Source organism: Aureitalea sp. L0-47, assembly GCF_026126405.1.
Lineage (GTDB): Bacteria > Bacteroidota > Bacteroidia > Flavobacteriales > Flavobacteriaceae > Pukyongia.
Map to the genome: position 1 here is coordinate 122,160 of NZ_JAFMTQ010000007.1, position 21,187 is coordinate 143,346.

Consider the following 21,187-nt stretch of genomic DNA (forward strand, 5'->3'; position numbering starts at 1 on the left):
ATGAACATTCTTATCCTTGGATCCGGAGGCCGTGAACATACCTTTGCCTATCAGTTGGCAAAAAGCCCACTGTGTAAAAATCTTTATGTGGCTCCCGGAAATGCGGGTACACAGGCCATGGCTAAGAATTTAGCTATTTCGGTGAACGATTTTGAAGCCATCAGGCGAGCTGTCCTCGAGCACGACATAAATATGGTGGTGGTTGGCCCGGAGGATCCACTGGTGAATGGCATTGTTGACTTTTTTCAGCAAGATTCCAACTTAAAGAATGTGATGATCATTGGCCCTTCTGCCGAAGGAGCCTTACTGGAAGGTAGTAAGGAACGAGCCAAAGAGTTCATGTCCCGACATAAGATCCCGACAGCTGCTTATTCCAGTTTCAACAAAGAAACTCTTGATGCAGGAAAAGAATTCCTTGAAACACTGGAACCACCTTACGTTCTCAAGGCAGACGGACTGGCCGCCGGGAAAGGAGTGCTCATCCTGGATTCCCTTGAGGAAGCAAAACAGGAGTTGGAAAATATGCTGGCTCACAGCAAATTCGGAGCGGCAAGTGCGAAAGTGGTAATCGAAGAATTCCTGGATGGTATTGAACTAAGCGTGTTCGTATTAACCGATGGAAAGAATTACAAGGTTCTGCCTACAGCAAAAGACTACAAACGCATTGGCGAAGGTGACAGTGGTCTGAACACTGGTGGAATGGGTGCGATTTCCCCGGTTCCATTCGCCGATGAGGAACTCATGCAGAAGATCGAATCGCGAATAGTAGTGCCAACGGTGAACGGCATCAAGGAAGAAGGGATTGATTATAAAGGTTTCATTTTCATAGGGCTTATTAAGGTTAACAATGAACCCTACGTTATAGAGTACAATGTTCGTATGGGTGATCCCGAGACGGAGGTGGTATTACCTAGGATTAAAACAGACCTCGTTAAACTTCTCGAAGCAACCTACACCCAGGAGCTGGACCAAATGAATTTGGAGTTAGACCCGCGATCGGCAACTACAGTCATGGTAGTATCGGGTGGCTATCCCGAAGCTTATGAGAAAGGAAAGAACATTTCCGGAATTTCAGATATTTCAGACTCTATTGTTTTTCACGCGGGAACTGCGATGAAAGAGGGGGAAGTAGTAACTAACGGAGGGCGTGTTATTGCAGTAACTTCCCTGGGAGAAGATTTTAGAAAGGCACTAAAAAAATCCTATCAAAACGTAGCAAAACTATCGTTCGACAGGATGTATTATAGAACCGATATCGGATTTGATCTATCCTAAATAGGAGTGAGAAGTTGAAGTACGGTCTTCTTCGCCAGCGGCATTTACCTCGCTCAGTTTACGCATCCAATAGATAAAAGCTACAAAACCGATCGCAAAAAACAACCAGCTCATAATATTTGCACCCCACCAGGAATCATACTCCATAGCGCGTAAGGCATCATATGGCCAGAAAAGATAATCGACAAATAGCGTTTCTATTCCGTAAAAAAAGTCCTTCATAACTGTATCTTTATAGGGCAAAAATATAAATTAACCTCAATGCTCACAAGATTTTTCGGTAAATCTAGTCCGGTAAATTTCCTGATCCTCGGAATTGTATTGGGATTAAGCTATGTGGGTTACCAGTTGTTCGTACTGAAATCGGCATTTGATACCATTGCGATCGTCAAACTGGCGGGACTTCCTTTTCTTTTGGTACTTACCTTGTTGTTGCTGGATTTCATCGTTCGAAAGAACAACCTGACCCGAACGAGTACTCTGGCCGTTTTCTTTTTCACTTGTTTCACTTTAATGATCCCAATGGCCTATGGGGATCCGGAAATCCTCATAGCAAACACCTTTTGCCTTTTTGCATTGAGGAGGGTGTTTAGTTTTACTTCGGAACGAAATTCGGAAAAGAAACTTTTGGATGCTTCGATATGGATATTCGTAGCCTCCTATTTTTACTTTTACAGCCTGGTCTATTTTGCGGCCATATATTTCGCTATACTACGCAGCCCTAACACAAAATTTCGGTATTTGTTCATCCCATCAATAGCTTTGCTGGGAGTTGTTAGCCTTATCACCTCTGTGCACTTGCTTGTTGAAGACTCTTTCAATTGGTTTGATAAACTGAATTTTTCCATCGGACTCGACGCATCGGCCTATAATAGCTGGAACCTTCTGATCCCCGCCAGCTTAATTCTAACATGGATTATCTGGATTACCTTTTACAGGTTGTTCAAGGTGTCCAGTATAATGCGAAAACAGCGACCTAATTTCGTTGTCCTGATCGTTGTCCTGATCATTTCGTTATTCGTGGCCCTGGGAGCTCCGGAAAAAAACGGAAGCGAATTGTATTTTGTTATTCCGCCCCTCGCGATAGGCATTGCCGACTATATCGAAAACAGCGAATCGGGAATTTTCAGGGAGCTGATATTGTGGCTGTCAATCCTAATTCCTGTTGGCCTGGTTTTTCTTTAGCAGGACAGCCTATAATTGCAGTTAAACAGATGAAATGTAATACCTTTGCAGGCGGAATCATTTGATTTCAATAACCTAATTAAACCGCAACCCAATGTTTAGCGATAAAGCGAACCGGATATTTCAGAAAGCAATTGATACCTACCACATAAAAGACAGTGTAGATCAACCCTTTTCAAATCCCTACGATGGAGAAACTGAACTCATTGAGCACCTGTTATACAGAAAGTGCTGGATAGATACGGTACAGTGGCATTACGAGGACATCATTCGAGATCCCAACATCGATCCTGAAGCGGCACTTACCTTAAAGCGGAAGATTGATGCATCTAACCAGGACCGTACGGATACGGTAGAATACATAGACAGTTATTTTCTAGATGAATACAAGGATGTAGTTCCTTCTGAAACTGCAACTATCAACACCGAAAGCCCAGCATGGGGTATCGACCGATTATCCATTCTGGCCCTGAAGATATATCACATGGCCGAAGAAGCCAACCGAACTGATGCCAGTCCGGAACATATTTCCGCCTGTAAAGCGAAGTTGGAGGTACTGCTAGAACAAAGGGTCGACCTAAGCACGGCCATCGATCAGTTGCTCGATGATATCGCCAAAGGTGAAAAATATATGAAGGTGTACAAGCAGATGAAGATGTACAATGATGACGAAATGAATCCGGTGCTGCGGAACCAGAAATAATTGTGTTCACTCCTAAGCACAGGCGAACCACCCTGCAAACAAACATGGCACTGCCAACACATATACTTGTAATTCGACTCTCAGCCCTGGGGGACGTTGCGATGATGGTTCCCGTAATTCGCGTGTTAATGGCGAACTACCCGGACCTGAAAGTAACCGTTGTCTCAAGGATTCAATTTAAGCCGATATTTGATGTGATGCCAGAGGTTAGGTTTCTAGAAGCCGATGTCTATGGAAAGCACAAAGGACTTGGTCTGCTAAAATTGGCGAAAGAGGCTAAGTCGGCCGGCATCGATGCTGTAGCAGACATGCACAATGTGATTCGCTCTAAGATAATTCGGACATCGCTTAAATTGAAGGGGATTCAAAACGCTCTTATCGATAAAGGGCGAGCAGAAAAGAAATTCCTTACCGCCGGAAATAGAAAGGAGCTCCCACACGTAAAGTCTACCCATGAGCGATACGCAGATGTATTCAGGCAGCTCGGATTTTCCATTGATTTAGCAGATCACAGCTTTCCGAAGCGGATGGATGTATCCCCCCGCATTCAGCATTTCTTCGGGAATGAACCGAAAAAGGCTATTGGAATTGCTCCCTTCGCGGCTTATGCCAGCAAGATGTATCCTCTTGAAATGATGAAAGAGGTGATAGGCGAACTCGATCAGTCTAACCTCTGCAAGGTCTTCCTGCTGGGAGGAGGTCCGGATGAAACTGAGATATTAAAGGCCATGGAGGCCGAGTTCAAGAATGTAGTCAATGTGGCCGATCAGCTCACTTTTCAAGAAGAACTTTCCCTGATTTGCAACCTGGACCTTATGGTGGCAATGGACAGTAGTAACGGCCACCTGGCGGCAATGTTCGGAGTGCCAGTTATTACACTATGGGGAGTTACACATCCCTGCCTGGGCTTCACGCCTTTCAATCAGCCTGAGGCTAACCAATTACTGTGCGACCGCGAAAAATTCCCGCTTATTCCAACATCTGTGTATGGGAATTCGTATCCTACAGGCTACGAAAATGCCATGGAATCCATACCGGTGGCGTCGGTCATTAAAAAGATAAATAATTTCCTTTAGCCCCTAAACATCGTCGTAATCCACGGTTACAGACGGACTCACAGGATGCGCCTGGCAGGTAAGTATCAACCCTTCTTCTATCTCTTCATCCGTGAGGATCTGGTTCTTCCTCATTTCGGCCTTGCCCTCGGTAATCCTGGCAATACAAGTGCTGCAAATACCGCCCTGGCAACTGTAGGGAGCATCAAGTCCTCTATTCAGGCATGCAGTGAGAATAGGTGTATCATTATCCATCACAAATGATTCGGTTTCATCATCGAGGATTACGGTGATATTGGATCGTCCGTCGGTCACTACTTCTGTTTCCTCGGAGTCTGTGGAGGTAAAGAGCTCAAAATGAATCTTATCTTCAGAAACACCATTTTCTTTTAGTAATTCTGAAACTGTAGTAATCATCTGTTCCGGACCACAGAGAAAATAGGAGTAAAAGTCTTCCTGAGGCAATTTATTCTTCAAAAGGTAATTGACAGTTGATCGCTCTATCCTTCCGAATAATCCAAAATCCTCCTTCTTTCTGCTGAACAGATACTCTGCATTCAGCCTGTTTGGATATTTGTTTTTTAGTTCGGAAATATCGTTTGCAAACATTGTTTCTTCCAAAGATTGATTTCCGAAGATCAATGAAAACGTACTCTTTGGCTCCTCTTCCAGCACGGAAGTCATAATGGAAAGTATTGGAGTAATTCCACTTCCTGCTGCAAATGCGAGGTAGTGGTTTGTTTTATCCGACTGAGGCTCAAGGGTGAACTTTCCTTCAGGGGGCATAACTTCGAGGGTGTTCCCGGCTTCCAATTCCTCGTTCGCATATACAGAGAAGGCGCCATTCTTCACTTTTTTCACACCCACGCTTAGTTTACCGCTTGAAGGACTGCTGCAAATCGAATACGCCCTTCGAATCTCCATTCCGTTCAATTCCTGTTTTATCGTTATGTATTGACCTGGAATAAATGCAAAGGTATCTGACAGGTCATCAGGGATGTTGAAACTGACACGAACTGAATTCGGGGTTACTTTTTTTACTTCGGAAACGCTTAACGTATAGAAGTTACTCATAGAATTATTTTTTGCAAAAATACAAATCCTGAATTTGAATTAAGGGGTGTGAAGCTGCAATATCACTGAATTTTACCCAATTTTCGGGCAGTGTTATGAAAAAGAAATGTATTTTTACCATCCGCTTCCGGTTTTACATACTAAAAGCGAAGGTTTTAAGTTACAATATCATATAAACCGAAACAATTTTGAAGGGCGCCAATAAAATTACCATTTTCATCCTCGCGATCGTTTTACTGTCTGCTTGCTCGCGAAAGAAGAACACCTTTTTAAGTAGAAATTTTCATGCAGTTACCGGTGAATATAATGCTTTGTACAACGGAAATGTTGCTCTGGACAGAGGAAAAGAGGAGCTGGCTCTCACTTATAGGGACAACTTTTGGGAGGTATTACCTGTTGAAAGGCTTGAGCTCGAAGAGAGCATGGCCCTGCCAGGTGAAACCAAAAACCCCGAATTCGAGCGATCCGAAGAAAAGGCGGCAAAAGCAATTCAAAGACATTCGATTTACATCGACGGTAAAGAACACAATCCACAAATAGACGAGGCTTACATGATGCTAGGAAAGGCGCGATATTACGATCAGCGTTTTATCCCCGCAATGGATGCCTTTAATTTTATTCTGAATAAATACCCTACTAGTAATAGTATCAACAAGGCAAAAGTATGGAAGGCAAAAGCCAACATTCGCCTTGCCAATGAAGACGTTGCCATTGAAGATCTGGAGCAAATGATGAAGAACGAAGACCTGGAAGATGAAGATCTTGCAGACGCTTCGGCCATACTTGCTCAGGCATTCGTTAACCTGGACTCCCTGGACGGTGCACTTCCTTACATCAAACTGGCTTCAGAATACACAAAAGACAACGAGCTGAAAGGTCGCTACGCCTACATCAAAGGTCAGATATACAATCGAATGGAGATGAAGGATAGCGCCAATATGGCCTTCGATGAGGTTATTGCGCTAAACAGAAAGTCTCCACGTGTTTATATGATAAACGCGTATATCGAAAAGGCAAGAAACTTTAACTACGACAAGGAAGACAGGGTTGCGTTCCTTGAATTGTTATTCGACCTCGAGAAGAACCGTGAGAACCGTCCGTTCCTGGACAGGATCTACAACCAGATAGGTGAATATTATCGAAGTACAGAAAACATCGATACCGCTGTAATGTACTACAACAAGTCCATCAAGAATTATAAGGACGACCGGGTAATGCAGTCGGTTAATTATTCTACACTTGCTGAGATCAATTTCGATAATGCCCAGTACAAAAGGGCCGGAAATTATTACGATAGCACTTTAACGTTCTTGGAGCCGAATACCCGCCCATGGAGACGTGTTAAGAAGAAGCGTGAGAATCTGGACGATGTGATCAAATACGAAGATATCGCCACACTTAACGACAGTGTCCTGCGCCTGGCGAACTTATCTGAAGCACAGCTCCTGGCTTATTTTACAGATTATACCGCCAAACTGAAGCAAAAAGCCATCGAGGATTCCATTGCTTCTGTTAAACTTGAGAAGCAGATCGCGAATAATGAATTCTACAAGAAGAATACGGCTTCCAACAAGAATGAGCAAAGCGGTGGCCGATTCTATTTCTACAACTCCAGCACCGTAGCCTACGGGAAACAGGAATTCAAGAGAATATGGGGTGACCGTACACGTGAAGACAATTGGAGAAGATCCGACAGGAAACGTGCTGGTATCACGGAGGAGATTGCAGTTGAGGAGAACACACCCATCTCTGAAAACGAACGATTCAAGCCAGAAACCTATATTGCTCTAATTCCTACGGATGAGAAAGTGATTGATAGCCTTACAAAGGAACGTGACTTTGCCTACTATCAGCTTGGCCTGATCTACAAGGAAAAGTTCAAAGAGTACGGACTTGCATCAAACCGATTGGAAAAATTACTGACATACAATCCTGAAGAGCGACTGGTATTGCCAGCCAAATACAATCTGTTCAAGATATATCAGCAGATAGAGCGCACCGCCCTGGCCAATAAGTATAAAGACGACATTATAAATAATCACCCGGATTCCAGGTATGCTGAGATCCTTCGTAATCCGGAGGCCATGCTCGCAACGGACGAGTCCAGTCCGGAGTTCAAGTACAAGGGACTTTACAGGGAATTTGAAGCACATAATTACCAGCAGGTAATAGATACAGCCGAAGAGTATATCACTGTCTACAATGGGAATGATATAGTTCCGAAACTGGAAATGCTTAAAGCTACCGCCTTGGCCAGGAAAGATGGTTTCGAGGCCTATAAGAAAGCACTCAATTTTATCGCCCTGAACTATCCGAACAGTGAGGAAGGGAAAAAAGCGCAGGAGATATATTCAACAGTACTTCCAAAACTGGGCGTGAAGAATTTTGTAAACGAAGAGAACAGTGAAGAGTGGAAGGTAGTCTACCGATTCACTCCTGAAGAGACCGAAACCATGGACAAACTTGTGGCCAAACTAGACAAATTTCTCGCCGAACGCCGCTATGATACCGAGATGTCTACTTCCATTGACTATTACGATCCTGAAACGCGATTTGTGATCATTCACGGTCTAAATACCAAGCTTGGTGCCAGAGGAATGGCTCAGGTACTGGAAGAGGATAAAAAATACAAGATCAAGAAACCATTTTTCGAAATATCATCACCCAACTACAAGATCGTTCAGATTCATAAGAACCTGGAAGATTATTTGAAGGACGATACTGTCGAATAGAAAACGTTAATCCCCATTAATTAGAACTAACTATGTTTTCAGACAAAAAAGACAAGAAGAATATGGAACCAACAGCAAGCCAAAACAGAATTAATGAAGGAACCAAGTTAAAAGGAGATATCCACTCTAAAGGATTTTTCCGTATCGATGGTGAGATCGATGGAAATGTGAACACTCCTTCCAAGGTAGTACTAGGTAAAACAGGTGTAATCACCGGGACTCTCGTGTGCGAGAACGCAGATATAGAAGGCACTTTCGACGGCAAGTTGGACGTAACCGGAACCCTTACACTCAAGGCAACCGCGAAGATCACAGGAGATGTGGTAGTAGGCAAATTGGCTGTTGAACCGGGAGCCACCTTTAACGCATCTTGTGTGATGAAAGGTTCAGAGAAGAAAACAGAAGTCCTACAGGAGGCATTGAACGAGAATATTAAATCTCAAAATCATCCTTTTGACAGAACCCAAAGAATCCAAAAACCGAAAACGGAACAGCAGAATAAATAGCTATGCCCGATTTTCGGGGATTGCTTTCCAAATGATCGTGATCATTTTGCTGGGAACGTATGGAGGTATTAAACTGGACGAGAGGTATCCCAACGAATATTCCTTATTTACCGTAATATGTAGCTTGCTTTCAGTGGGAATCGCTATGTACTTTGTAATTAAACAGGTCACGGATTTTTCAAAAAAAGAGGATAAAGAAAAATGAAACAAGACCTACCCTATTTTTTACTGAAATGGTTTGGATACACGGTGTTACTGGCAGGGATTCATTATTATATCTTTCATACTTTCTTTTCTGAAATCAAACTTTATTTTCCACTCTGGGTGATTTACCTTTTCAATGCAGGGCTTGTATTACTGCTGTTTTTAATAATCCGAATCCAAATGGCCAGAGGCTACACCAAGACCTATAATTTATTCCTTATTCTCACCGTTTCTAAGATGGCTCTGGCTATCGTATTTCTTCTTCCTTTGTTCGCGGATAAATCTGAGAACGCGGTAGTGGATGTAATTAATTTTTTCATCCCTTATTTTTTGTTTTTAGGATTCGAAATTTTCCAGCTGAACGTTTTTTTCAAAAAGGAGGAAACAAACTAGCAGATAATTTGTCAATTCATTTACTATTAGTACATTTGCAGCGAATTTCAGAACCGCAAAAGCACTATATTGAAAACTTCCAATTTTACCACTTTTAGGAGCCTTATTCTAGGCCTGATTTTCCTCCTTTCGTTCAACCCGGTTTTAGCTGCTTCGAATGCTCCGGCGAGCAAGTCGGAAACCGGTGAAAATGAGGAGTTTGATGTAACCGAAATGATCATGCACCACATCAAGGACTCGCATGATTTTCACATTATGGATTGGGACGGTCACGCAATTTCTTTTCCACTCCCTGTGATCCTTTGGACAGAGAATGGTCTGGTTACCTTCATGTCCAGTGAGTTCCACCATGACGACAGCGGTTCGGTAGTGGTTGAAAAAGACGGACAAAAATTTGTAAAATACCACGAAGAGATTTATTACGCAGCTGCTGCGCCAAATGCATCTGGGGCCTATTTAACGATGGGCGAGGGAGATCATCCCTCGAACGCCCACCCGATGGATTTTTCAATTACCAAGTTGGTCTTCTCGATGTTCATATCCATCGTATTGTTACTGTTGATCTTCGGATTATCCGCAAGAAAATATGATACTTCCGGTGTGCCAAGAGGGATCGCAAAGTTCACCGAACCTTTGGTAGTATTTATTCGCGATGAAGTAGCAAGACCAAATATTGGCGAAAGGCACTATGCGCGCTTCATGCCATTCCTGTTAACACTCTTCTTTTTTATCTGGATCAACAATTTAATGGGGTTAATCCCATTCTTCCCATTCAGTGCGAACCTGAGTGGAAATATAGCATTTACCATGGTATTGGCGGTGATCACCTTCGTCATTACCACGGTTAAAGGAAACAAAGATTACTGGGTTCACATTTTCTGGATGCCCGGTGTGCCGGTATTTTTGAAACCATTCCTTGCACTCATAGAGTTTGCGGGAATATTCATTAAGCCTGTTTCCCTGATGATTCGTTTGTTTGCAAACATTACGGCGGGTCACATTATTGTATTAAGCCTTATTTCCCTGATCTTTATTTTTGGAACCGTTTGGATTTCGCCTGTTTCGATTTTCTTCTCGGTATTCATCAGTGTGATCGAGGTGTTGGTTGTCGCCATCCAGGCTTATATTTTTACTATGCTGTCTGCTCTATATATAGGAGCGGCCATGGAAGAACACGAACACGCACATTAATTTAATCTTTAATAAATAAACACTATGAGTAGTTTAGCATTAATTCAGGAAGTAGTAAGTTATGCTCCTTTTGCAGCTATTGGTGCAGGTTTAGCAGCTATTGGTGCCGGTATCGGTATTGGTAGAATCGGTGGATCTGCAATGGACGCAATTGCGCGTCAGCCAGAGATGCAAGGGAAGATACAGGCTTCTGCGATCGTACTTCTTGCCTTCGTTGAGGCGGTAGCACTTTTCGCGGTGGTAGTTGCACTTATTGCAAAGTAAGAAAACACGGCGCAACGGTTGGTTGCGCCGGTTTCTTCAGTTTAATTAAAGATTGAAAAAAGTATAAAAAAATGGATTTAGTAACTCCAGATGTAGGTTTAATTTTTTGGACGTTTATCTCGTTCCTGGTTTTGTTTTTTCTTCTGAAGCGTTTTGCGTGGAAACCTATCGTAGGTACCGTGAACGACAGGGAGCAATCAATTAGAGAGGCTCTTGCTTCTGCTGAAGCTGCCAAGAAAGAAATGGAAAACCTTACTGCAGACAATGAACGCATTTTAAAGGAAGCTCGTGTAGAGCGTGAGGCAATGCTGAAAGAAGCCAGAGAGATCAGAGCCAAAATGATAGCTGATGCAGAAGAAGATGCAAAGGTGAAAGCAGACAAGATCATTGTAAATGCTCAAGCTGCGATCGAGAATGAAAAGAAAGCAGCCATTGCTGAATTAAAAGGACAGGTAGCTGAATTGTCTGTTGATATCGCCGAAAAGGTGGTAAGAGCAGAACTAGCGGACAAAGGAAAGCAATTGAAGCTGGTCGAAAACATGTTGGACGAAGCCAAGTTAAACTAAGATTAAATGAAAGGATCAAAGGCAGCCATACGATACGCTAAGGCGGTGCTTCACCAGGCCCAGGATGACAAGGTAGCAGAAAAGGTCTTTGGCGACATGCATTCCGTATCGGAAACACTGAAGGGGAGCAAAGAGTTACGAGCTGTTCTCCAGAGTCCGGTAATTAAATCGTCCGATAAGAGAGCGGCGTTGCTTGAGATTTTCGAATCTACTTCGGATAACACTCACAATCTTATCAACGTTTTGGTTGAAAATCAACGCATCGCTTTATTAGGAGATGTTGCGTATAGCTTCGTGCAGTTGTACAATGAAGCAAAAGGAGTCATAGTGGCAAGCGTAACTACTGCCGTTCCAATTTCACAAGAAATTGAGAACCAGGTGCTCGCCAAGGTCAAAGAATTAACAGGGAGTAACACGGTTACTCTTGAAAGTAGTATTGATGAGTCCATCATCGGAGGATTTATTCTTCGGATAGGAGACCTTCAGTACAATGCGAGTATCGCAAATAATTTGAATAAACTTAAAAGAGAATTCACAGTAAATTAAGGTTATGCCCTGTGGGGCCGGTCTAAAACAAGAATAAAATGGCAGAAGTAAAACCAGCTGAAGTTTCAGCAATCTTAAAGAAACAACTCTCAGGATTTGAAGCCTCCGCTTCTTTGGATGAAGTGGGAACGGTATTAACCGTTGGTGACGGTATTGCCCGTGTGTATGGTCTAGCCAATGCGCAATACGGGGAATTGGTAGAGTTTGAGAACGGATTGGAAGGAATTGTACTGAACCTCGAAGAAGATAATGTTGGGGTTGTATTGTTAGGGCCTTATACGGAGATCAAAGAAGGAGCTACTGTTAAACGTACTCAGCGTATCGCTTCTATCAATGTAGGTGAAGGGATCGTTGGACGTGTTGTGAATACACTTGGTGAACCGATTGATGGAAAAGGACCTATAGCCGGTGAGACTTTCGAAATGCCATTGGAAAGAAAAGCACCTGGGGTAATCTACCGTCAGCCGGTAAACGAACCGCTTCAAACAGGTATCAAGTCGGTAGACGCCATGATTCCGGTCGGAAGAGGACAGCGTGAGCTTGTTATTGGTGACCGCCAGACAGGGAAGACTACTGTGTGTATCGATACCATTATCAACCAGAAAGAATTTTACGATGCCGGCGAGCCAGTATACTGTATTTATGTTGCAGTAGGACAAAAGGCTTCTACGGTAGCGAACATTGCGAGGGTACTTGAAGAAAAAGGAGCTCTTGCTTATACAACTATTGTTGCTGCAAATGCATCAGACCCTGCTCCAATGCAGGTATATGCACCATTCGCAGGAGCAGCGATCGGGGAGTACTTCCGCGACACAGGGAGACCTGCTTTGATCATTTACGATGATCTTTCAAAACAAGCGGTTGCCTATCGTGAAGTATCGCTATTACTTCGTCGTCCACCGGGACGTGAAGCATACCCTGGGGACGTTTTCTACCTTCACTCAAGATTGTTGGAGCGTGCAGCTAAGGTAATCGATGATGATTCGATTGCGAAGAACATGAATGACCTTCCAGCGCCGTTAAAAGATAAGGTAAAAGGGGGTGGATCATTAACGGCCCTGCCTATTATTGAAACCCAGGCGGGTGACGTTTCTGCCTATATTCCGACAAACGTGATCTCGATTACAGACGGGCAGATATTCCTTGAATCGGATCTCTTTAACTCGGGTGTACGTCCTGCGATTAACGTAGGTATCTCTGTATCTCGTGTAGGAGGTAGTGCACAGATCAAGTCGATGAAGAAAGTAGCCGGGACACTGAAACTCGACCAGGCACAGTACCGTGAGCTGGAAGCCTTCTCGAAATTCGGTAGTGACCTTGATGCTGCTACAATGAACGTAATTGAGAAAGGTAAGCGAAACGTTGAGATCCTTAAGCAGGGGCAAAACGACCCGTTCACAGTTGAAGACCAGGTAGCCATTATCTATGCAGGTTCGAAGAACTTGTTACGAAATGTACCGGTTGACAAAGTAAAGAAATTCGAGAGAGATTATCTTGAACTACTGAATGCCAAGCACAGAGAAACTTTGGATACTTTGAAAGAAGGAAAGCTCACGGACGATGTGATCGATACTCTTACAAATGTGGCCAAAGACCTTGCGGCTCAGTACTAATATTCGAAATTATACGCTAAAAGATGGCAAATCTTAAGGAAATACGTAATAGGATCTCTTCTGTAGGTTCAACAATGCAGATCACCAGTGCCATGAAGATGGTATCTGCTGCAAAATTGAAGAAAGCCCAGGATGCTATTACTGCCATGAGGCCTTATGCCAATAAACTCACCGAGTTGCTTCAAAATCTGAGCGCGACACTGGATGGGGATAGTGGAGGGGCCTATGCTGATCAACGTGAAGTGAAGAAGGTACTTGTAGTGGCCATTACTTCAAATCGTGGATTGGCGGGAGCTTTCAACAGTAATATCATCAAAGAGGCCAAGCGTACAGCTACGGAAGATTATGCAGCTAAGCAGGTGGAATTTGTAACCATCGGAAAGAAGGGTAACGATATTCTAAGCAAGACAGAAACTATTATCGAGAATAACAACCAGATCTTTGATGATCTATCATTCGATAATGTAGCCGAGATAGCCGAATACCTTATGAAGCAATATGCGGACGCTAATTGCGACAAGATCATTCTGCTTTATAACAAATTCAAGAATGCTGCCACGCAGATCGTGATGAACGAGCAGTTTCTTCCGATTCTTCCGCCGGAATCGGATGCTTCGAATAGCAACGCAGTGGCCGACTATATCTTCGAGCCGAACAAGGAGAAAATCATTGAGGAGCTAATTCCGAAGAGTTTGAAAACGCAACTCTTCAAAGCGATTAGAGACAGTATCGCTAGTGAACATGGTGCCCGTATGACAGCCATGCATAAGGCAACAGATAACGCCTCTGAAATGAAAGATGCGTTGACCCTTGAGTACAATAAAGCTCGTCAGGCTGCTATTACCGGTGAGATCCTTGAGATCGTTGGTGGTGCAGAAGCACTTGCAGGCTAATTCGAAAGTTAAAAAACAGATTAGAAGCCTTCCCTCACACGGAAGGCTTTTTTGTACCTTTATGGCAGGGCTTTTGATTTACATTCCACATGAAAGAGAACAACACAATTTTAAAACCGTTGATGATAACATGTATCCTTCTCCTTTTCGCAAGTTGTGGGGGAGGGAAGACAAATGATCAGGAACAAATTGTACTATATCCTGACCCGCCTTTTAAAGTAGCCGATGTCTATTCACAGAAATGGGTGGCAGGCGTACCTGATGGTGGCTCCGGGACCAACGTGCATTTTACATTAGTGGAATTCTCGCGGGACGTTACCATAGACAAGGTTTATTTCAGAGAGCAGGTAACTAAAGCACAAATTTCGCCTCAAACAAGAAACCAATTCGCAGGATATTTCCGAAACAATAACAGGCGAGATGTTATCATGGATATCGACCCAGTGAAAGAGGCAAAAAACACACCTAAAACCCCTTTCCCTTTTAAATTGAATGACAATGAAGCTGTTCTTAGTTTCCTGGATGGGAATTTTGTTAGGTATACGAAGATCACCGATATTCGAGAAGAAGAAATGCTTGCATTACCATCCGTTAAACCAAACAACGAAAACTAGTCGCTACATACCTTGAGCGTATTCAGAAAACTCTTCAGGCAAACTTTTATATACGGACTGGCCACCGTATTACCACGTGCCCTGGGAATTGTTCTTGTGCCCTTATATGTCTCCGTTCTCGGGAAGGAACAGTACGGAGTCTATGCCACACTTATGGCATTCCTAATTCTGGGCAATGTGGTCCTGTCCTACGGTATGGAAACAGCCTTTTTCAGGTTTATCAACAAGCATGAAGAGAAGAAGAAGGAGGTACAGTCAACCGCCCTCACTTCCCTTGGCGTAAGCACTTTATTGTTTTTAGGAACAACTCTGTTGTTACGGGAGCAGATTTCAAACTTCCTCGATTTCAGGATTGAATTTATCACTTATGGACTGCTTATCCTTGCCCTGGATGCCCTGGCCGTTCTTCCGTTTGCATGGTTTCGGGCCAATGAAAGGCCCATGCGTTATGCCCTCATCAAGATCTTTAACGTAGTGATCAATCTGGGCCTGAATCTGTTCTTCTTTCTGGTGCTGCCGCCCTTGGCAGAGGACTCGCCAGGCTCCTTCTGGAACAATATCCTGCTCACGGACACAAAAGTTGCCTATGTTTTCATTGCGAATCTTATCGCCAGCGCAATTACCTTATTGATCGTGTCTCCTTTGTACCTTCGAATTGGTTTCAGTTTCAACCTCGACATTTGGAAAGGGATGCTTCGTTACGCCATTCCGGTGCTGATTGCAGGGATCGCTTTTTCAATTAATGAAGCCTTCGACAAGATATTACTGAACTACCTTCTACCTTCGGATATAGCGGAAGCGGAGGTTGGCGTATATGCGGCCTGCTATAAGTTAGGGGTATTTATGACGCTCTTTGCAACAGCCTTCCGATTGGGAATCGAACCGTTTTTCTTCAATCATGCAAAAAAAGATAACGCCAAGGAAACCTACGCTACCATTACGAAGTATTTTGCCATTTTCGGCAGTGCTATTCTGCTATTTGTTATCGTTTACATCAACCTTTTCAAACGCGTCCTGATACCAGACCCCAGGTTCTGGGAGGCATTGGTGATAGTTCCAATAATATTGCTCGCCAATCTGTGCCTGGGACTCTACCACAACCTTTCTGTATGGTATAAGGTTACCGACAGAACCCGTTACGGGGCCATTATCTCTGTGATAGGAGCTGTGATCACCCTGGCGTTAAACCTTGTTCTCATCCCGCTGATAAGCTATAAGGGCTCTGCTATCGCCACCCTGGCTGCCTATGGGAGCATGATGGTAATTTCGTATATCCTGGGACAGAGAAATTATGCCGTACCGTACAACTTGAAAAAGATAGGAGCATATGTAATTATTTCGATTGGATTTTCGGCCCTGTCCTTCTACGTTTTCAATGGAAATTTAATCATAGGAACAGCATTATTATTGGTATTTTTGCTTTGGATAGTAATTGCTGAAAAGAACGACCTCAAGAGAATATTAAAAAGATGAAAATACGTATCGTAAACAAATCCGAACATCCCTTACCGAACTATGAAACCATCTTTTCTGCAGGAATGGATCTAAGGGCAAATGTCCCCGAACCATCCACCTTGCAACCCCTCGAACGCGCAATCGTGAAAACCGGACTTTTTATTGAGCTCCCGGCGGGTTACGAAGCCCAGGTACGCCCAAGAAGTGGATTGGCAGCAAAGAAAGGGATAACGGTACTAAACACACCGGGCACTATAGATGCAGATTACAGAGGTGAAATTGGTGTGATACTGGTGAACCTTTCAAAAGAACCATTTACCATTGAGAACGGTGAACGAATCGCGCAATTGGTCATTGCCAAACACGAACGTGCTATCTGGGATGAAGTGGAAGTATTATCCGAAACGGAACGCGGAGCCGGAGGATTTGGAAGTACAGGAGTTAACTGATCATAAGAACTAAGAAATACAATCTATGAAAATAATTGTCCCAATGGCAGGTCGTGGTTCTCGCCTCAGGCCTCATACCTTAACCATTCCGAAGCCCCTTATACCCGTAGCGGGAAGACCTATTGTTCATCAATTGGTGACAGATATAGCATCCATTCTCGACGAAGAGATCGAGGAGATTGCCTTCATTCTTGGTGATCCGGCTTTTTTCGGAGATGATGTAGTGGAGAGTCTCACAGATTTAGCAACGGGACTGGGGGCCAAATGCAGCATCTACCGCCAATTAATTCCGAAGGGAACAGGGCACGCCATTATGTGCGCCGAACCCTCACTTTCGGGACCGGCCGTGATAGCATATGCCGATACGCTTATACGAGCCAATTTTGAATTGGACAAGGAAGTCGACAGTGTGATATGGACTAAGAAGGTAGCAAATCCCGAGGCATATGGCGTTGTTAAACTAAACGAAAGAGACGAGATCGTGGAATTGGTTGAAAAACCAGCCGAATTCGTTAGTGACCAGGCCGTAATTGGGATTTATTATTTTAAAGATATCGTTGTACTGAAACGAGAACTTCAATATGTGTTGGACAATGACATTATCAAGGGAGGGGAATATCAGATCAATGATGGAATTTTGCGGATGATGGCCAATGGGAAAGTATTCAAAACAGGTACGGTTGATGAGTGGATGGACTGCGGAAACAAAGAGGTGACAGTTGAAACCAATGGTAAAATGCTGAAGTATCTTTCGGAAGATGGCCATAAACTGGTTTCGGAAAATGTGGTCCTGGACAATGCTACTATCATCGAACCCTGCTACATTGGCGAGAACGTTCAATTAAAAAATTCAACCGTAGGTCCGTATGTATCTGTGGGAGAAGGCACAATAATTGAGGATACTACCGTTAAGAATAGTATAATTCAGAAACAGGCAGTAGTTAAAAGCGCTACCTTAGACAATGCAATGATTGGAAATCACGCCACCTTCGATGGCAACTTTACTACGATTAGCATTGGTGATTATTCAGAATTGAAATGAAATTAAAGTACATCTTATTCATCTTTCTTGCTGCTGGTTCATTTATAAGCAGTACAGAAACCTATGCCCAGGAGGAGGATGTTCCTACAGACGACTTAGGGGATGTAAGTGACGCCTTCCAGGATCATTTTTTCGAAGGCTTGAAGCAAAAAGGTATAGAGAACTACGAGCTAGCCCTTGCGTCTCTTAGAAAGGCGGAATTGGCTGCTAAAGGAGATCCTGTGAATACCGCAGTGGTTCAGTTTGAAATGGGAAAGAACCATGCTAAGCTTAAGCAGTACGAAGATGCGGAGCTCATGTTCAAACAAGTGTTGACGAGCCAGGGAGAACGATTGGATGTGCTGGAAGCACTTTACGACGTCTACTACGAAGAACAAGACTATGACGCTGCGATTCCGTTAGTGGAGAAGCTGATCAAGTTCGATGGTGATTATCGTGAAGACCTGGCGAATTTGTATAGCCTTACCTCACAATACGAAAACGCGCTATCTCTACTGGACGAACTAGATGAAGACTGGGGCGAGAGTGCCGTGAGGAATGCCTTGCGCAGACAGATATACAAAGCTACGGGAGATACCGAAGGAGCGATCTCTAATCTTGAAGAGAATATAGACAAGAACCCAAAGAAGGAACAGGATTATCTAAATCTCATCTTTCTGTACAGCGAACAGGGAGATTCTGAAAAAGCCTTCGAAACAGCAAAAGAATTGCTGCGCAACCAGCCGGATTCAAAATTGGTGCACCTGGCACTGTATAAATTCTATTTGGACGATGGAGATATTGAAAATGCGCTGAACTCAATGAACATTGTTTTTTCTGCTTCTGAAGTAGATAAGGAGGCAAAATACAGGGTGTTGAGCGACTTCATTGGTTTCGCTGCAGAAAACCCAGGACACGAAGCGCAGTTGGAAGCCGTGGTGGAGGAATTTAGCGAAGAGAATTCCGGGCAGGTATATGAACAACTGGGAGGTTACTTTGTCGCCAAGGGAGAAAAAGAAAAAGCATTGCAATTCTATGAAAGGGGAATGACAAAGGACCCGGACAATTACAGCCTGGTAAAGAATACCTTGTTGCTTCAAATCGAATTTTCGAAATTCGAGGATGTGGCCAGATCCAGTGAAGAAGCCCTGGAAATATTTCCGGCTCAGCCCTTACTTTACCTCATGAATGGGGTCGCAAATATACAGTTGGGAGAAACGGACAAGGCAATCGAAAGCCTGGAGACGGGAATCGATTATTTACTGGATGACCCGAAAATGGAAAAGGATTTTTATGAACAGCTGAGTATGGCTTTCGACAAAAAAGGCGATGCAGCCAAGTCGGCAAACTATGCTAAAAGAGCTTCAGAAATAAATATTGCGAATTAGATGAGACATTGGTTTTTAAATATCGTCCTCATTTTGCTGCTGTTTTCCTGCCGTGGAGCCAAGGTGGTTAGTGGTTCTGAATTGGCGAATACCAGATTGCAGGCCAAAGAGATCATCGCAACTCATAACGATGCATCTCCTAATTTTAAAACGCTCGCGGGAAGGATTAAGGTGCAGTACGAAGACGAGAAGAAATCTCAGAGTATTACCGTAAGTCTTCGAATGCAAAAAGACGAAAAGATCTGGATAAAAGCTTCATTATTAGGAATAACTCTCGCCAAAGTGATGGTTACTCCCGACAGTGTTCAATACTATGAAACATTATCGAACACCTATTTCGATGGAGATTTTACCCTGCTGAGCAAATGGCTGGGGACAGAAGTCGATTTTGCAAAGACCCAGGCCATACTGCTGGGACAAGCCATGTTCGATCTCAATAAAAGCTCCTATACTTCAGAAGTAGTGAACAATCAATACCGCTTATTGCCTAAGAGACAGTTGGAGAATTTCATTCACAGCCTGTTTTTGAATCCGGATAATTTTAAAGTTGCTTCCGCATCCGTAACTCAGCCGTGGGACAACAGGGAGTTGAATGTCAATTACGGTCCTTACCAGCAGATAGACGGGAGGTATTTCCCTTCGGAAGTTCTTATTAATACTTCGGAAGGCGAAGACCGGACGAAAGTAGAGGTAACCTACCGCAAGATCGACCTGGATGTGTCCATTTCCTTTCCCTTTTCAATACCCTCCGGGTACGAACAAATTGACCTCAGCCAATGACGAATTGGAGAATTATAATAACGGTTCTGTTTTGTGTGCTGATAGGCTCAGTAAGTGTAGAAGCCCAATCTAAAAAGCAACAGGAACTCGAAGCAAAACGTCAGCAGATCATCGAAGAGATTAAGCAGATCAACTCTCTGCTCTTCAAGACCAGGGGAGAAAAGAAATCGGTACTGAACCAGGTGGAAGACCTGGACCAACGTATCAGGGCCACCGAGAACCTCATCAGGGTGACTAATCAACAAGCCAACTTACTTACGCGGGAGATCAATGATAACTTACGGAAGATTGAGTCCTTGCGAGACGAACTGAAAACGCTGAAAGAAGACTATGCTGCTATGATTCGGAAGTCGTATAGAAGCAAGTCTCAGCAAAGTAGAGTAATGTTTCTGCTATCTTCAGACGACTTTTTACAAGCATATAAGAGGCTTCAGTATATGAAACAATACGCCAAACATCGTAAAGCACAGGGAGATCGAATTAAAGAGAAAACTGAGCAACTACAGCTGCTAAATACGGGATTGCTGGAGCAGAAAAAACAAAAGCAGCTACTTATCGATGAGAATAAGCGAACCAGGGTTACACTGGCAAAGGAAAAGAAAGACCAGGAAGCATTGATAGCGTCCTTGAGAAAGGATGAAGGAAAATTTGCCAGTCAGATACGCACAAAACAAAAAGAAGCGGATGCTATCGACAGGCAGATAGACGCCATTATTCGTGCAGCTATTGCTGAATCCAATAAAAGCAGCGAAACAAAAGTAACTAAAGGTACAGTGGAGACTTTCGCTCTTACTGCTGAGGCTAAGGCGCTTGCTGCTAATTTCAGCAATAACAAAGGAAAATTACCATGGCCGGTTGAAAAGGGGGTTGTAATACGGAGATATGGTAACCAAAGACACCCTCAACTTCCTAATGTAACTACATTCAGTAGTGGAGTTGAGATTGCTACCGAAAAGAGCACAAATGCAAGAGCGGTATTCGATGGTGTGGTCTTTCAGATCCAGAAAACGCGGCAGGGAACCAAAGCTGTTTATATCCGACACGGAAGTTATATCAGCGTGTATTACAACATGGACAAGGTTACTGTTAAGACCGGGGATAAAGTAAAAACAAAGCAGGCAATAGGAACTATATTCACCAATGGATTATCCGGGAAGACGGTACTTAAATTTCTTATTTACCAGAACAGTACACGGATGAATCCTGCGGATTGGGTGTATCGAATGTAGGTTCGGTTATAGATATAAAAAAAGGCAGCCAATTGGCTGCCTTTTTTATTT

Annotated in this window: 23 protein-coding genes; 21 read left to right on the forward strand and 2 right to left on the reverse strand. The window is 43.5% G+C overall.

From position 1 onward, the window contains the following. Positions 1–1,275: a phosphoribosylamine--glycine ligase gene (purD, locus tag J1N09_RS08965; protein WP_265199815.1), complete on the forward strand. Its 1,275-nt coding sequence runs from the start codon at positions 1–3 to the stop codon at positions 1,273–1,275. Here the strand turns inward: purD and J1N09_RS08970 are convergent. Next, positions 1,267–1,497, reverse strand: coding sequence for a DUF6341 family protein (locus J1N09_RS08970; protein WP_265199816.1), 231 nt, complete (start codon positions 1,495–1,497; stop codon positions 1,267–1,269). The genes purD and J1N09_RS08970 overlap by 9 nt on opposite strands. A 39-nt stretch (positions 1,498–1,536) precedes the next feature. Between J1N09_RS08970 and J1N09_RS08975 the strand changes: the two genes are divergently transcribed. The 3 genes from J1N09_RS08975 to J1N09_RS08985 all read left to right on the forward strand — a co-directional run bounded on the left by J1N09_RS08975 (position 1,537) and on the right by J1N09_RS08985 (position 4,239). Then, positions 1,537–2,460 carry a hypothetical protein gene (locus tag J1N09_RS08975; RefSeq protein WP_265199817.1) on the forward strand — a complete coding sequence of 308 codons (924 nt, stop codon included), beginning with the start codon at positions 1,537–1,539 and terminating at the stop codon, positions 2,458–2,460. 94 nt (positions 2,461–2,554) lie between these two features. Continuing rightward, the gene (locus J1N09_RS08980; RefSeq protein WP_265199818.1) at positions 2,555–3,163 is read left to right on the forward strand and encodes a DUF4254 domain-containing protein; all 609 of its coding nucleotides are present in this window, start codon (positions 2,555–2,557) and stop codon (positions 3,161–3,163) included. A gap of 2 nt (positions 3,164–3,165) precedes the next feature. Continuing rightward, on the forward strand, positions 3,166–4,239 hold the full coding sequence (locus J1N09_RS08985) for a glycosyltransferase family 9 protein (RefSeq protein ID WP_265199819.1): 1,074 nt from the start codon (positions 3,166–3,168) through the stop codon (positions 4,237–4,239). Positions 4,240–4,242: 3 nt separating this feature from the next. Here the strand turns inward: J1N09_RS08985 and J1N09_RS08990 are convergent, their stop codons facing one another. Then, complete coding sequence (locus tag J1N09_RS08990) at positions 4,243–5,292, reverse strand: 2Fe-2S iron-sulfur cluster-binding protein (RefSeq protein ID WP_265199820.1); 1,050 nt, start codon at positions 5,290–5,292, stop codon at positions 4,243–4,245. Between the two features lie 188 nt (positions 5,293–5,480). Here J1N09_RS08990 and J1N09_RS08995 point away from each other — a divergent pair, with 188 nt between their 5' ends. The 17 genes from J1N09_RS08995 (at position 5,481) to J1N09_RS09070 (ending at position 21,136) form a co-directional block, all read left to right on the forward strand. Then, entirely contained in the window at positions 5,481–8,024 is a 2,544-nt protein-coding gene (locus J1N09_RS08995; protein ID WP_265199821.1) for a tetratricopeptide repeat protein, read from the forward strand. A gap of 32 nt (positions 8,025–8,056) precedes the next feature. Continuing rightward, entirely contained in the window at positions 8,057–8,530 is a 474-nt protein-coding gene (locus J1N09_RS09000) for a bactofilin family protein (protein WP_265199822.1), read from the forward strand. After that, positions 8,478–8,735: an AtpZ/AtpI family protein gene (locus J1N09_RS15540; protein WP_414826844.1), complete on the forward strand. Its 258-nt coding sequence runs from the start codon at positions 8,478–8,480 to the stop codon at positions 8,733–8,735. The genes J1N09_RS09000 and J1N09_RS15540 overlap by 53 nt, the downstream gene beginning before the upstream one ends. Further along, the gene (locus J1N09_RS09005; protein WP_265199823.1) at positions 8,732–9,127 is read left to right on the forward strand and encodes a hypothetical protein; all 396 of its coding nucleotides are present in this window, start codon (positions 8,732–8,734) and stop codon (positions 9,125–9,127) included. The genes J1N09_RS15540 and J1N09_RS09005 overlap by 4 nt, the downstream gene beginning before the upstream one ends. Before the next feature lie 69 nt (positions 9,128–9,196). After that, positions 9,197–10,318: a F0F1 ATP synthase subunit A gene (gene atpB / locus J1N09_RS09010; RefSeq protein ID WP_265199824.1), complete on the forward strand. Its 1,122-nt coding sequence runs from the start codon at positions 9,197–9,199 to the stop codon at positions 10,316–10,318. Between the two features lie 24 nt (positions 10,319–10,342). Next, positions 10,343–10,582 (forward strand): ATP synthase F0 subunit C, encoded by a 240-nt coding sequence (atpE, locus tag J1N09_RS09015; RefSeq protein WP_265199825.1) that lies wholly within the window; start codon positions 10,343–10,345, stop codon positions 10,580–10,582. 71 nt (positions 10,583–10,653) lie between these two features. Beyond that, on the forward strand, positions 10,654–11,148 hold the full coding sequence (locus J1N09_RS09020) for a F0F1 ATP synthase subunit B (protein ID WP_265199826.1): 495 nt from the start codon (positions 10,654–10,656) through the stop codon (positions 11,146–11,148). Positions 11,149–11,154: 6 nt separating this feature from the next. After that, positions 11,155–11,694: an ATP synthase F1 subunit delta gene (gene atpH, locus J1N09_RS09025; protein WP_265199827.1), complete on the forward strand. Its 540-nt coding sequence runs from the start codon at positions 11,155–11,157 to the stop codon at positions 11,692–11,694. 38 nt (positions 11,695–11,732) lie between these two features. Then, positions 11,733–13,307, forward strand: coding sequence for a F0F1 ATP synthase subunit alpha (gene atpA / locus J1N09_RS09030; protein WP_265199828.1), 1,575 nt, complete (start codon positions 11,733–11,735; stop codon positions 13,305–13,307). A gap of 23 nt (positions 13,308–13,330) precedes the next feature. Then, complete coding sequence (gene atpG / locus J1N09_RS09035) at positions 13,331–14,200, forward strand: ATP synthase F1 subunit gamma (RefSeq protein WP_265199829.1); 870 nt, start codon at positions 13,331–13,333, stop codon at positions 14,198–14,200. Between the two features lie 122 nt (positions 14,201–14,322). Beyond that, on the forward strand, positions 14,323–14,814 hold the full coding sequence (locus J1N09_RS09040) for a hypothetical protein (RefSeq protein ID WP_265199830.1): 492 nt from the start codon (positions 14,323–14,325) through the stop codon (positions 14,812–14,814). Positions 14,815–14,826: 12 nt separating this feature from the next. Further along, a complete protein-coding gene (locus tag J1N09_RS09045) occupies positions 14,827–16,287 on the forward strand; it encodes an oligosaccharide flippase family protein (RefSeq protein WP_265199831.1) in 1,461 nt (486 codons plus the stop codon). Then, on the forward strand, positions 16,284–16,718 hold the full coding sequence (gene dut / locus J1N09_RS09050) for a dUTP diphosphatase (RefSeq protein ID WP_265199833.1): 435 nt from the start codon (positions 16,284–16,286) through the stop codon (positions 16,716–16,718). The genes J1N09_RS09045 and dut overlap by 4 nt, the downstream gene beginning before the upstream one ends. 25 nt (positions 16,719–16,743) lie before the next feature. Beyond that, positions 16,744–17,760 carry a sugar phosphate nucleotidyltransferase gene (locus tag J1N09_RS09055; protein ID WP_265199834.1) on the forward strand — a complete coding sequence of 339 codons (1,017 nt, stop codon included), beginning with the start codon at positions 16,744–16,746 and terminating at the stop codon, positions 17,758–17,760. Further along, the gene (locus J1N09_RS09060; protein ID WP_265199835.1) at positions 17,757–19,127 is read left to right on the forward strand and encodes a tetratricopeptide repeat protein; all 1,371 of its coding nucleotides are present in this window, start codon (positions 17,757–17,759) and stop codon (positions 19,125–19,127) included. Before J1N09_RS09055 ends, J1N09_RS09060 begins: the two co-directional genes overlap by 4 nt. Next, a complete protein-coding gene (locus J1N09_RS09065) occupies positions 19,128–19,907 on the forward strand; it encodes a DUF4292 domain-containing protein (RefSeq protein WP_265199836.1) in 780 nt (259 codons plus the stop codon). It abuts the gene before it with no gap. Next, a complete protein-coding gene (locus J1N09_RS09070) occupies positions 19,904–21,136 on the forward strand; it encodes a murein hydrolase activator EnvC family protein (protein ID WP_265199837.1) in 1,233 nt (410 codons plus the stop codon). Before J1N09_RS09065 ends, J1N09_RS09070 begins: the two co-directional genes overlap by 4 nt. Positions 21,137–21,187 lie beyond the last annotated feature (51 nt).